Origin of the sequence: Salinivibrio sp. IB574 (assembly GCF_001996205.1) — a bacterium.
In the GTDB taxonomy this organism is placed as follows: Bacteria; Pseudomonadota; Gammaproteobacteria; order Enterobacterales; family Vibrionaceae; genus Salinivibrio; species Salinivibrio proteolyticus.
The window spans coordinates 275,603-286,931 of record NZ_MUFN01000002.1 but is presented as its reverse complement, the minus strand read 5'-3'; the positions used below and the strand labels follow the sequence as shown (position 1 = coordinate 286,931).

The 11,329-nt window shown below is 44.0% G+C and carries 15 protein-coding genes; 9 read left to right on the top strand and 6 right to left on the bottom strand.

All coding sequences use genetic code 11. The features are described from left to right. Positions 1–491: hypothetical protein (locus BZJ17_RS17160; RefSeq protein WP_157893149.1), on the top strand; the 491-nt coding region annotated here is incomplete at its 5' end. Here BZJ17_RS17160 and BZJ17_RS02040 read toward each other — a convergent pair. Then, positions 450–1,526, bottom strand: coding sequence for an IS110 family transposase (locus BZJ17_RS02040; RefSeq protein WP_241836739.1), 1,077 nt, complete (start codon positions 1,524–1,526; stop codon positions 450–452). The genes BZJ17_RS17160 and BZJ17_RS02040 overlap by 42 nt on opposite strands. Positions 1,527–1,628: 102 nt before the next feature. On the opposite strand from BZJ17_RS02040, the gene BZJ17_RS02035 reads away from it, so the two are divergent. From BZJ17_RS02035 to BZJ17_RS02010, 6 genes are all read left to right on the top strand, one after another. Further along, positions 1,629–2,459, top strand: coding sequence for an abortive infection family protein (locus BZJ17_RS02035; RefSeq protein ID WP_077639608.1), 831 nt, complete (start codon positions 1,629–1,631; stop codon positions 2,457–2,459). Then, positions 2,459–3,058 (top strand): hypothetical protein, encoded by a 600-nt coding sequence (locus BZJ17_RS02030; RefSeq protein ID WP_241836738.1) that lies wholly within the window; start codon positions 2,459–2,461, stop codon positions 3,056–3,058. The genes BZJ17_RS02035 and BZJ17_RS02030 overlap by 1 nt, the downstream gene beginning before the upstream one ends. 180 nt (positions 3,059–3,238) lie before the next feature. Further along, positions 3,239–3,553 (top strand): hypothetical protein, encoded by a 315-nt coding sequence (locus tag BZJ17_RS02025; RefSeq protein ID WP_077639607.1) that lies wholly within the window; start codon positions 3,239–3,241, stop codon positions 3,551–3,553. 107 nt (positions 3,554–3,660) lie between these two features. After that, positions 3,661–4,314, top strand: coding sequence for a hypothetical protein (locus tag BZJ17_RS02020; protein WP_077639606.1), 654 nt, complete (start codon positions 3,661–3,663; stop codon positions 4,312–4,314). Between the two features lie 56 nt (positions 4,315–4,370). Beyond that, positions 4,371–4,835 carry a hypothetical protein gene (locus tag BZJ17_RS02015; RefSeq protein ID WP_077639605.1) on the top strand — a complete coding sequence of 155 codons (465 nt, stop codon included), beginning with the start codon at positions 4,371–4,373 and terminating at the stop codon, positions 4,833–4,835. A gap of 115 nt (positions 4,836–4,950) precedes the next feature. Further along, the gene (locus BZJ17_RS02010; RefSeq protein WP_077639604.1) at positions 4,951–5,292 is read left to right on the top strand and encodes a hypothetical protein; all 342 of its coding nucleotides are present in this window, start codon (positions 4,951–4,953) and stop codon (positions 5,290–5,292) included. Positions 5,293–5,617: 325 nt separating this feature from the next. Here BZJ17_RS02010 and BZJ17_RS02005 read toward each other — a convergent pair whose 3' ends face one another. The 5 genes from BZJ17_RS02005 to BZJ17_RS01980 form a co-directional block, all read right to left on the bottom strand. Beyond that, the gene (locus BZJ17_RS02005) at positions 5,618–6,229 is read right to left on the bottom strand and encodes an inovirus-type Gp2 protein (protein WP_077639603.1); all 612 of its coding nucleotides are present in this window, start codon (positions 6,227–6,229) and stop codon (positions 5,618–5,620) included. Between the two features lie 621 nt (positions 6,230–6,850). Beyond that, positions 6,851–7,267: a hypothetical protein gene (locus tag BZJ17_RS01995; RefSeq protein ID WP_077639601.1), complete on the bottom strand. Its 417-nt coding sequence runs from the start codon at positions 7,265–7,267 to the stop codon at positions 6,851–6,853. Further along, positions 7,264–7,449, bottom strand: coding sequence for an AlpA family phage regulatory protein (locus BZJ17_RS01990; RefSeq protein WP_077639600.1), 186 nt, complete (start codon positions 7,447–7,449; stop codon positions 7,264–7,266). The genes BZJ17_RS01995 and BZJ17_RS01990 overlap by 4 nt, the downstream gene beginning before the upstream one ends. A gap of 115 nt (positions 7,450–7,564) precedes the next feature. After that, entirely contained in the window at positions 7,565–8,386 is an 822-nt protein-coding gene (locus tag BZJ17_RS01985) for a hypothetical protein (RefSeq protein WP_077639599.1), read from the bottom strand. A 3-nt stretch (positions 8,387–8,389) separates the two neighbouring features. Continuing rightward, positions 8,390–9,688: a site-specific integrase gene (locus tag BZJ17_RS01980; RefSeq protein ID WP_077639598.1), complete on the bottom strand. Its 1,299-nt coding sequence runs from the start codon at positions 9,686–9,688 to the stop codon at positions 8,390–8,392. Between the two features lie 516 nt (positions 9,689–10,204). Between BZJ17_RS01980 and BZJ17_RS01975 the strand changes: the two genes are divergently transcribed. Continuing rightward, the gene (locus BZJ17_RS01975; RefSeq protein ID WP_077639597.1) at positions 10,205–10,861 is read left to right on the top strand and encodes a LuxR C-terminal-related transcriptional regulator; all 657 of its coding nucleotides are present in this window, start codon (positions 10,205–10,207) and stop codon (positions 10,859–10,861) included. 103 nt (positions 10,862–10,964) lie between these two features. Further along, positions 10,965–11,329, top strand: a 365-nt coding sequence (locus BZJ17_RS17025; RefSeq protein WP_131826790.1) for an MFS transporter, incomplete at its 3' end; no start/stop codon positions are given.

The window sequence follows — 11,329 nt, the reverse complement described above, 5'->3', positions numbered from 1 at the left end:
ATGGTGCAGTGCGTCAAACGTTGATTGGAGAACCCGAAAAACCTGATTTGGTTATTGGTTTTGGAATGGATACTCCTGAAAACTTCATTTTTCTAATGCACAGCGACGAAGATAAGCTCGATATACAAAATGTTGTAAATAATGCTTACTCTAATCTAGAGAGTATGGATGTTGTGTTTACACTTTCTCAGGCTCTTGATAACAAAGTTCTTACTGCTAGCGGTAAACCATTCAGTAGTGAAGCTATCCTGTCAAAAAAGCATATGTTAAAGGCTCATGAAATTTTAAACGCGAAACAGATGCTCGTGTCTATCCCGAGGCGAACAGTTTTAATGGCCGTATCACGCGACGTACCAAAAGAGATATTAAACCAATTCATGTATCTTCATTCTCATGTATGGAACGATGCAAGCTACGGCAATGCTCCAATAGCCAATGTTCTTTTTTTGCTAGAAGGAGGAGAGATTGTCGCAATCATCCCAATGGATTAGGACAATAAACTGTTGATTTTCGGTATCTTGATAATCTGTTTGATGGTGCAATAACGCCCACACAATACGTGCATTTTTGGCTGCGAGAGCGACAATGGCGCGATTCATGCCACGTCGCTCAAGGATATTTCGCCCCCAGACACTGAGCCTATCTTGCTTATCGCCTAGGTTCGTGATGACGGCTCTCGCGCCATGCACTAAGAGTGTTCTGAGATATTTATCTCCTCGTTTACTAATACGACCCAATCGCGGCTTTCCTCCGGTAGAGTACTGTTTGGGCACTAATCCAAGCCAAGCAGCAAAGTCTCTACCGGAATCAAACTGCTCGCCTTTTCCGATAGTAGCGATAATCGCCGTTGCTGTTTGTGGACCAATGCCGCGAACATTAAGAATACGCTGGGCATTAGGGCTGGCCTTGGTCACCATATCGAAACACTGCTCGGTATCGTCGATACGCTGATTAAGTGTTTGTAGGTGGTCAAAACAATCTGCCACGACAGCACGAGCAATATCAGGCAGGCCATTTTCTGCTGCCTCGAGAATGAGTGGTACTTGACGGTGAACGGCGGCTCGTCCTGTTGGAATAATAATGCCGAACTCTGCCAGTAATGCACGAATACGATTAATGAGGGCGGTACGTTCATTGACCCAATGTTCACGTACACGATGAATCGCGAGAATCGCTTGGCGTTCGGGTGATTTAACAGGAATGAACCGGCTGTTTGGACGCTGAACAGCGTCACAAATGGCAACGGCATCGTTCAGGTCATTTTTTCCTTTTGTGCGATAAGGGCCGACGTACTTTGCGGCCATGATGCGGGTATCGTGGCCGAGCTTGTTGAATTCTCTGGCCCAATAATGTGCCCCACTGCAGGCCTCAATACCTATGCACATCGTAGGCATATTTGCTAATGTAGCCAGTAGCTTAGCGCGTGAAACAGATTTATGGAGAATGACTTTACCGTGGTCATCCACCGCGTGAAGAGAAAAGTGGTGCTTGGCGAGATCAACGCCACAAAAGAATTGAGTAGACATGGTTACCTCCGGTATTAAAGGCCGCACCTAAAGTGTGGCAGATCTTCAAGAGGGGGAATCCATGTCATTCGTTAGCATTCCGAGAGAGATACGAGTGACTCTATGAGAAAGGAAATCCCAGCTCCAATAATAGCTGTGCTATCGGAGAATATGCCGAACCTAGAAACCCATGCTAGCTTGGACAATCTATTCTCATATGCTGAAGCTCCCGGTGAACCGCCTGAAGGATCAAAGCCCGTTAAGGTTCAATCATGGCTTCGGCGAGTCAACAAAGAATCCGATTTTCCCTTGGTCGTTCTGGGACGAATTATTGAATGCTACATGGAGTTACCTGACGTAGAAGAAGACACTTCTTCTTGGTTTGGTGCCCCAAGCGTAGACGTAAAGAAGGAGTTCAAAGACAAGCTCGAAGCTATCCTCTCTAGATGTAATCTTACGTATATTACGGGTGGCATCATTTCTGATGGCTGTGCCGCTCCAAGCCGATCTCTAGCTGAATTAATTAAAGGCCGAGATATCCCCTCTATTGATGCAGAGTTTAATCGCGCTCTTGCGAATGTGAATTCAGAGCCGAGAGAAGCTGTATCCGCGGCATGTAATATTCTGGAATCTATTTTCAAGACTTACATCGCTGACGAAGATCTGGATGTGCCTCAGAAGCAGGATCTTCAAAATGTGTGGAAGGTGGTTCGTGCGGACTTGGGGTTTGATCCAGCCGCTTTGGAAGATGACGATCTCAAAAAAATCCTATCTGGCGTACTTTCTGTAGTCGATGGAATTGGTGCTTTCAGAACTCATGCAAGCTCTGCTCACGGGCAGGGACGAAAGATATACAACCTAAAGCCACGGCATGCACGGTTGGCGATCCATTCTGCTCATACTATTGCGCTATTCGTATTGGAGACTTGGGATGAGAGAAAAGGTAAAGCGTAATGCTAACAAGCGCAGGCACAGCGACGGCTTTTCCGTTGCGGCTTCGCCTTCACTACAAAGCCGCGCGTGCTGCGGGTGTTATGCATATAGGAGTTTTGATGCACCAAAAGTTAATGTCGGTTTTACTCAATGAAGATGAACTAGGGGCTGTTATTAGAGCTCATATGGCTTTGGAGCAAGATGTAGATCGCTTTGTATCGCTAGTTGCTACTAATTCTGACTACATTGAGAAGATGCAAATAGATTTCTCAAATAAGCTCAAACTTGCTGTTGCATTTGGCTTGGACGAGGAAATATACAAGCCACTTGTCTCAGTTACCAATATTCGTAATAAGTTTGCCCACCGAGCAGACATGCAGTTGTCAAAGTCGGAAGTTAATAACTTTTATAAAAGCTTTACTTCTGAAGATCAGGCTCTTATTCAAGAGGTTATTTCCAGCAATCCTGATCGACCGCCCGGTTTAGGTAAAAAGTACTCGCTTCTTTCAGTCAAAGAGCAGTTTGTGGTCATGGTGTTCTATTTAGCAATTCGCTTGTGGCATGAAGTTGAAATTGAATTGGAATATATACTGAAGCAAGTTGAAGAAAGCACTGAGTAACGGCTTTGTTTCCTAAAAGAATGAATCACTACTCTTAATCGTAGTGGCTCCACTTTTCGGCATTTAACCCCTTTCTGCATCGTGCGCTAAGTAAAGGGGGGGAAAGAGGATAATCCTGTTTTGTGCAGTGAAAACAGTGCGCATTCACTATTAGGAAACAAAGCCCTATCGAGGTATTACATGGCCTTAGAGCAAAGTTACCACAGGCTTTGGTTTGAGAGTTTTAGGCTACTCTATCAGTCGGGGCATACTGATCCAGTTCAACTGCAACTAATGACCGGCCAGAAAATCCCAGACGAAATTGCAAAAGAGTGCAAGCGTAGAGACGTAGACCCGCACGATTTATTAACCGAGTGCAAGAAAAACTTTATCCGCGAGTATCCAGTAGGCACCAAGTTCCACTTAAAAGCGAAATTGACTGACAGAGAAAATGGCGGCATGTTTTTCTACAGTTACTTTGGTTGGAAGCCATATGAAATTATCTTTCCTGAGTAGAGCGCCTAAGTGGTCGCCTAACAAGTCAATCAACTTCGCGCCTTCGGCACCGGACGCGCTAAAGCGCGCCGGTGGGCTCTGGCGTAAATCAGAAAAGGAGTTAACAAGTGAAGCATATATTTTTGATTTCGCTACTTGCTGCGCTTAGTGGCTGTACATCAGTTCAGTACAACGGCTCTCCTTCCGCCACGAAAGATGTTGACTATCCTCCCTTGGGTAAAGAGGTCACGGCTTATGTGGGTGATCACATGGTCGAGAAAGGTATAATCTACGAGGAGCAAGTATTGTACGTCAAACAGCGTGTTGATGGCGCGCTATACGATATTCCCAGAAAAAGTTATCGCCAGGTAGGATTTGATGAAAAAAAAGACTTTTTCTCAGCCACAGGTGTAATTAGAGGGGCTCTATCTGATCCTATTGAGGCGCTCGCGGTTGGTAAGGAGCAAGGAAGCCAAGTCTGTGTCATCACTACACTTGGCGGCAGTTCTTGTTACGATGCCGATTATGAGCGGCGTGGTCGGGTGTCTGAAACCAGGAATAGCTTTCAGCAAACCTTGATCTACAGTGGGCGCGTAGGAAGTAAGATTARCATCGGCTATCGGGAATTCAGTAATAATACGGCACGGCCTGCGTTTAACAATGAAGTTGAATACGACCTGAGTGAATCAAAACGTATTGGTTACAAGGGCGCTATTATCGAAGTATTGGAAGCTGATAACAGCAGTATCCGCTATAAGGTTCTTCGAAACTTTCCTGATTAATAAGGCACCGCGGTGCTTCAGTGTTAACTGCCTAAATAGTAGAGAGATTTATCTAAATGAGTTTTCCTGTTTGGATACAAGTGATTACGCAGATTGTTACAGCCTTCACTGCTGTTGTAATGGCGGTATTGGCGTACCGAACATATCTAAGAGCACCAGAGCAGGAAGAAACGGAACCTGAGAATGCCTCGGATAATCAAGCTGAGGATATTCTTCGGGAAGTTTTAGTTTTTAGGACATCGAAACAGAAAACTTGGTTGGCGGTTACAGAGCAAGGCCTTGCCTGTCGAATTGATGATACTAGACCAGGAAAAGGTGGACATCAATGGACGCTTTCAAAAGCAGGAGCCAAGGCGATTCTTGACTCAGGAGCCTATCATGTGAATCCCGGTTACAAAGCAAGAACTGGTACATTCACCATAGGGCCACGCCGAAACTGGCTTTATACAAAATCGCTTTTTCCAGAACCGGGCTATTTAGAAACGGTAGTGAAAAAATTGCTCGAAAATGCTGGCTGTTGACAAGGTTAATTAGAGCGGAAGCTGTTCTGTTGCGCATGCGCCTCGACTACAAGTTTGCGTGTTTTGGTGGCGTTTGTTCTTGATTCATTCAGCTATATTAGACAGCGGGTACTATATGGAAATTAGTGTTGATAAACTCAAAGCTATAATTGGAGTTGCCATTGATAGAAGAGCAACTGATTTGATAAAAAATATTTCTGAAGACAAGCTTTCCCTGAAAGATTTTAGTTATTATTACGATGTGCTGGTTGAGCGTCAGTTTGTATCTTTAGTTGTTGAATATTGTTCAAATGAGATATTGAAGGTCAATTATTTTTACACGTTAAGAGGTAGTGATGATGGAGCAATAAAAATCTCCCTATCAGACTTGAACGATGATGAAGTTTTACGTGTTGAGTTTGAACCAGAGTTTGATTTTGATGCGGCTATGAAAGTTTACAATCCACAAACTAGTTAATTTTAATTTTCTAACAAAAGCTTAACTTCTGCGATTCTTTGCATATTTTGGTTCAAGCCAATTTTGTTATGAGTGTAGCATTATCGGGTGAAGAGTCGGAAATGCTGGGAAACCATCACATTGAAAATCATTGAAGACGGCTTATATCAAAACGACGTGCTGAGCCGCAGGGAGTGTGGATAGGCCCAAATAGAGTTCACATTATTTACAACTGCGCACTTTCCCCCTTCAAAACTGCGCAGTGTTTTGCGCACTTATTGACTCAAGACCCGCACCCCACAAAGGTTAGCGACGCAAAGATGTCATCGGTGTGCGGTTTTTCTTTCTAGTCTAAAAGTGCGCAATTTTTCGCTTTGATTTTAACCCTACTGACACCGTAGCGTTTAGTTTGGCTGGGCCTATAGCGTTTTCCTTTGCCATTGGCTTTGCCACGCACTTTAGCGAGATACGACAGCCAGTAGATGATCTCAGCTTTGGCGTGAGAGTCCCCTCTGGGTAGTACTTTAAAACCGCATCCTTGTACATGGCCTCCTTCAAAAGCAGCCCAGTAGTCGTCAATGATGGTTTGAGTGGTGTGGAAGTGATTCACCTTTGAACCGTCTAAAAAAATCACGCAATGGTAATGCTGTTGTTTGGCCTTTTCATGCTCTCTTACCCATAGGTAGCCAATGTTAGGCGTTTTGTAGCGCCGCTTTAGGGCTTTTACCACCAGCGAGAGTAAGCGGCTCACTGTTGCGTTATCATCGGTGTACGCCGTTAGGTGCAAATCAAACCGAAAGCAGAACACCCGAGCGTAGTGAGATTCCATCGCTTCCAACTGACCTACCAAACACTGAAGGATATCAGTGTAGAGCGGCGATAAGCCTGGCCCAGTATTGACCATCCAGCAGCGATTGTCTTTGGTTTTGAAAAATCCTGTATTAGTGGAGTAGGCCAATTTCTGAGCTCCTTTTTATTGCTTCACCTGCTCGCTTGTCATCACCATTTGCAGTTTTAAAGTCGCTTCGCACACCTCGGAAGTCGGCGAACCAAAGTGTATTGGCTTTACTTCTCTTATCAGTGATATGGATATTGAGTAGAAGATATTAATAAAACCCGACATGCTTCCTTTACTTGGGTAAGTGGCCACTATCAACGTGGCTTTCGGCCTGCCAAGTTATTCTCAGTAACCAAGCGCTTTGAAAAAAGTGGAAATGCGCCTAAAAAACCTTGAAAACATATCTCATCTCGTCTCAAAACCTGTTAAATCAGATGCTTAGATGATTGCAGTTACTTGCTTTTGTCATTGCCAATAAACATGGCTGCCAACACTGACAGCCATTGGTTTAAACGGTTTTCTACTATCGGCGGCGCAGGGGCACATCGCCTCGACTAGCCTGTAAGTGACGTTTAGCCGTTGTCGCGAGCTCCTGCATTGCCCATATAACCCCCTTACAATGTTGGTTATCAACGTCCTCAAAATGAGCAGTGCAAAGTACGAAAGTTAAGCTTTCTAGCTGGCACAAGGCCTTATCTGCCAGTTCAGCGTGATCAACGGGATGCTTGGTTATACTCGTCATTATGCTACCTCGCCTAACGCTTGCGGCTCCGGCTGAAAAGCGGCTAGCAGCGCATTGCAGTCACGACTTGATAGCGGCTCTACTCCTCGTTTGGCCCGCCAGCTATTGAGCAAACCAATCGCACTTTTTGCCGCATCGAGATCAGCCAGCCAGTAGCGTTTAAACATGGCCTTGTAGCCGTGCACACTGGTAAACGGTGCGGGTTGATCGGCGATACGCACACCATGACGAATTCGGAGAAGACTCATATCCGTCGGTAACGTAATACTCCAAAACTTACCGGCTTCGTCCAGCAAATTGGCATGGGTAAGATCTCGGATATTCACATCTAGCGGATGTAGGCCAGCCTTGCCACGGCGTAAAAGCTCTAACAGACACAATTCGGCCTTGCTGCTTGGTGCAGGGAGTTTGCTCATTGTTGCCACTCCCCATTCAGCCACGCCTGATAGTCTGCTTCGCGCCAGCCAATGGTGCGTCCGTTGATTTGCCGAGGCGCGGGGAATGATTGCTCCTTGCGCCACCAGCGCCAAATAGTTTTAGGAGAACGCCCAACAAGGGCTGACATTTCTTTAAGAGATACAATGCGATTTATTGCCATGTTCTGCTCCTGAATTGGTTAACTTGAGAACATGGCTAGCTAATATAGGTACGTTTTCCTGGGTAGGAAGGGACTTAGTTAAGTATTATTTGCAGTTAGTAACTTTAAATTCTCGTTATTTCTTTCGTTTGCCTGAAATCCAGTTGCCCACGGTGACAGGATCTGCATCAATAGTGCCAATTCCATCCCTCGCAAATTGGGCCTCCAACAAATCGCATGCCGCATATGGTTTTTCTAAAACTTCAGTTCCCAGCTTAGGGTGTGATTCGATAAGTAAACGAATTAGGTGGGCCTGTTTTTTTTCAACCCGATATGGACGGATGTTTTGTACTTCTAATTCTGCCTGTCTCATACTTTCCGCAATCTCTCTGTCGTTGTAGCGATTCGACAGAGTCTCAATACCATGTATTGCTCGGTGTAGCTTTTCTAAGTCTGGTTTAAATACATACCGCTCTCCCTCTATCGGAGGAAGGTTAATAGAGAGTAAGGTAACATGCTCTAATCCTTCTCCAGTTGGCTTATATTCAATCTCTCCAACTGTGGTTAGTAACCAGTTTCCGTTTTCAGTCTTGCCACGTATTTTCCAAAACCCGTTAGCAAAGCCACTGAAACCAAACATCCATGTGTCGCTATTAGATGGCTCTAGGTATATACCTCCCAAAATACTATGTGTCGATATAAAAGCATCAAGTGCACCTTCCTTTTCAAGCACTTTTTTCTCGGCTAGAGACATCATCCCATCCTCAGTTTTAATCCGGATACTTGGCCTACAGCTCTGATCTTCCAATTTGACACATAAACTTATTGCACCGACTTCATGCCAGTGATAGATGTCTTCTTCCTCACAACCTAACAGCCGCGCCGCTCGCTCAACAGTGCAATACTCAAGAGGCAATAAGGGTGGCAACTGAATACCCAGTTCCTTATGTGATGACATGGCTTAATCTCTCCCCGCAAATGCCACTACATTGGTGACAGTTGTGTTTTCGTTTAATCGTTGCTCCCATGATTCCAAAGCCCTTCGCTTCTCGGGCAGGTATTCATAGCGGTCATAGTGTTTGCTGGATACGTCATTTAGTGCATGGTTCTGAATGCGGTCCCGCAGTGATTTGGAAATGCCAATCTCGCCCATCAGGGTTTTACAGGTGCGGCGGATGTCGCGGGGGATGAAGGACGAAACAAAAGGCGTAGCGTCTCGGTATCGGGTAACTGCCTGAGAGAGCGAATCCAGCCGGATATGCTCATTGCGGTTTAAGCGGTGCGGAAAAATAAAGTCAGAGTATTGGTTTACCTCGCGCAGTTGGCGCAGAATCGTCAGCGCAGATTTAGTCAAAGGAATGATGTGCTCTCGCTTATTTTTAGACAAATCACGACTTACCAATAGTGACTTTTGTTGCCAATCTACCGCCGCCCACTTAGAAGCCGCCAGTTCATAAGGTCGCTGTCCTCCGGTATAGAGGCAAAGTAAAATCAGGCACCGGATGGTATCGCCCATCTTAAACCGCTCATATTCCCCTTTTAGGTCAGCGATTAGCTGGATCACTTCGCCCATTTTCAGATAGTGATTACCCACACGCTCTGCATCTTTCTGTTTAGGGATGGCCGTCATCGGGTTAAACACTAAGCCAAACTTAGCTTCATCAATGAAGTTAGCAGGATCGTTATCGTGTCTTAGCCCGTAGTTAAACGCGGCCATCAGATAGCTGCGTACACGATTGGACTGAGTTTTCGCGCCACGTCTTATCATTTCCGCCAGCACCAGTTTTAACTCGTGCGTGGTGACATCCTTGGCTTTCGTAGCAGGTGGTATAACCGGATACACTTCCTTCTCAAGAGATGCCAGAACGGCTTTGTGAGTACGCTTACCGTCCCTCACCATTTGCGCGACATAGGCTTCAAACAATTGCTGTATAGACCCCTTCCTTGCTTCCTCGCGCTTTGCGTTTTCTTGGTCACGCTTTTTCGTCTCGATGTGCTCTTTCGGATCAATCCCCTGAATAAGCAAATCACCCAGTTCTTTCTGTTTGGCTCTTGCATCATTCAATGACAGAGCCGGGAACTGGCCTAACGTAATGAATTTTGCTTTGCGCGCCACAAAGTAACGAAATACAAAGCGCTTTCCTCCTTTTGGCGTGACTTGCACTGCCAGTTTGCCCGTTCCGCGCTCACTATTACTGTCCCACTCATAGTAGGGTTTGGTTTTGGGTTTTAGCCCCCGAATAGCACTTACCGTTAACATGGCGCACTCCCTCACTCAAAGATTCCCTTGTTTGACTATGGCGATTTATAGTCAAACACTTAGTCAAACAAGAGCGTACCTGAATGAGACTATACGAGAAAAGACGAACTGAAGAAATGTTTTTAACTATCTGAATTAAAACATAAATAAACTAATATGAGATGATGTGAGATTTTATCGAAAACAGTCATATCACGACTCATAATCGATTGGTCCCCAGTTCAGATCTGGGAGGGGCCACCAGATTCTAGAAGGTTAGTAAACGTAGTGTTTACTAACCTTTTTTTGTGCCTTTTGCTTGAACGCCAAAGAGTAGGTGACTGCTATATTTCTCTATGATGAGAGTGATGGCACCATCAACTTTACTCATTGCTCTAACTGATCGATGTCATTGCACATATATTGATATATTAAAACGTTATTCACCGATTACATCTGCTTAGGGGTTATCCCTATTCTCATGTCTCATCTACTGCTGTACTATCTTCACTCGCCAAACAATACTAAGTTTAAGATATGGAAGTCATTGAAGATTTTATAAATAAGCCATTGATTAATTTTCCCAATGGTCTCCTCTTTATAAAGGATAAAAACTATAGGTTTGTAGCATGTAACCAAGCGTTTCTAAAACTATCAGGCCACTCCAATGTTAGTGATTTGGTTGGAAAATCAGATGAAGACATGCCTTGGAAAATTTTTTCCCATGTATATCGTTCTCATGATCAAAATACCCTTCTAGGAGAAAGCTATGATCTTTTTGAGCCTATCATAGATGTATCTGGGAAAAGGTTTAATCTCTATGTTAGGAAAAAGGGAATTTTAGATAAGAAAGGGAATGTGTCAGGCATAGTAGCGAATGCAATGATATTTGATTTTTCTAATGGGGATTCAATACTTAAGCAATCAATTGGGATAACTAAGAATATAAGTTGTGGTGTCTCATTGAAGAAGCTAACCTCAAAAGAAAAAGAAGTATTATTCTTGTTTCTGAACGGATACAAAAGGAAGTTCATCTCCAATGCTCTCAATATATCAATAAAGACTTTTGATTCTCACATTTCCTTCATAAAAGATAAGTTGGGATGTCAATCTAGTAATGAGTTAATGATCAGGGGGATTGAGCTTGGCTTACATAAGCAAGCCCCGAGTTCGTTGTTTAATAATAGTGATTGAACTAGATCTTTTTCATTTTTAATTCATCTCTAATTTTTTACCTATTTTTTACTTATTGGCATGGTGACCATAAGTGATAATTTTTATTGTTGGATGACTGATTATGTTAAGTGAAAAACCAAACCTAGCTCTTCTAGGAGTAGGTTTAGCTAGCTTTTTAGGGTGTGTGGATTTCACCATTGTTAATACGGCTCTACCTGATATACAAAGTGAGTTCTCTTCATCACTATCTGTATTACAATGGATTATGAATATTTTTGTTATTGCTCTCTCATCTATGATGGTAATGATGGGGCGCTTGGGGGATATATATAGCCATGAAAGAGTATTCTACTCGGGAGTGATAATATTTGGTTTATCATCGGTTATGGCTGCAATGTCTCCAAGTGTTGAATTTCTAATTGGAGCTAGACTTATACAGGGTATTGCGTGTGCGATATTATTTACCAATTCAGGGGCGATTATCTC

Coding starts and splice junctions, on each gene's coding strand:
- BZJ17_RS01975 (WP_077639597.1), top strand. CDS start 10,205: ATGGAAGTCATTGAAGATTTTATAAATAAGCCATTGATTAATTTTCCC.
- BZJ17_RS02025 (WP_077639607.1), top strand. CDS start 3,239: ATGGCCTTAGAGCAAAGTTACCACAGGCTTTGGTTTGAGAGTTTTAGG.
- BZJ17_RS02035 (WP_077639608.1), top strand. CDS start 1,629: ATGAGAAAGGAAATCCCAGCTCCAATAATAGCTGTGCTATCGGAGAAT.
- BZJ17_RS02030 (WP_241836738.1), top strand. CDS start 2,459: ATGCTAACAAGCGCAGGCACAGCGACGGCTTTTCCGTTGCGGCTTCGC.
- BZJ17_RS01980 (WP_077639598.1), bottom strand. CDS start 9,688: ATGTTAACGGTAAGTGCTATTCGGGGGCTAAAACCCAAAACCAAACCC.
- BZJ17_RS02040 (WP_241836739.1), bottom strand. CDS start 1,526: ATGTCTACTCAATTCTTTTGTGGCGTTGATCTCGCCAAGCACCACTTT.
- BZJ17_RS01985 (WP_077639599.1), bottom strand. CDS start 8,386: ATGTCATCACATAAGGAACTGGGTATTCAGTTGCCACCCTTATTGCCT.
- BZJ17_RS01995 (WP_077639601.1), bottom strand. CDS start 7,267: ATGAGCAAACTCCCTGCACCAAGCAGCAAGGCCGAATTGTGTCTGTTA.
- BZJ17_RS02010 (WP_077639604.1), top strand. CDS start 4,951: ATGGAAATTAGTGTTGATAAACTCAAAGCTATAATTGGAGTTGCCATT.
- BZJ17_RS02015 (WP_077639605.1), top strand. CDS start 4,371: ATGAGTTTTCCTGTTTGGATACAAGTGATTACGCAGATTGTTACAGCC.
- BZJ17_RS01990 (WP_077639600.1), bottom strand. CDS start 7,449: ATGGCAATAAATCGCATTGTATCTCTTAAAGAAATGTCAGCCCTTGTT.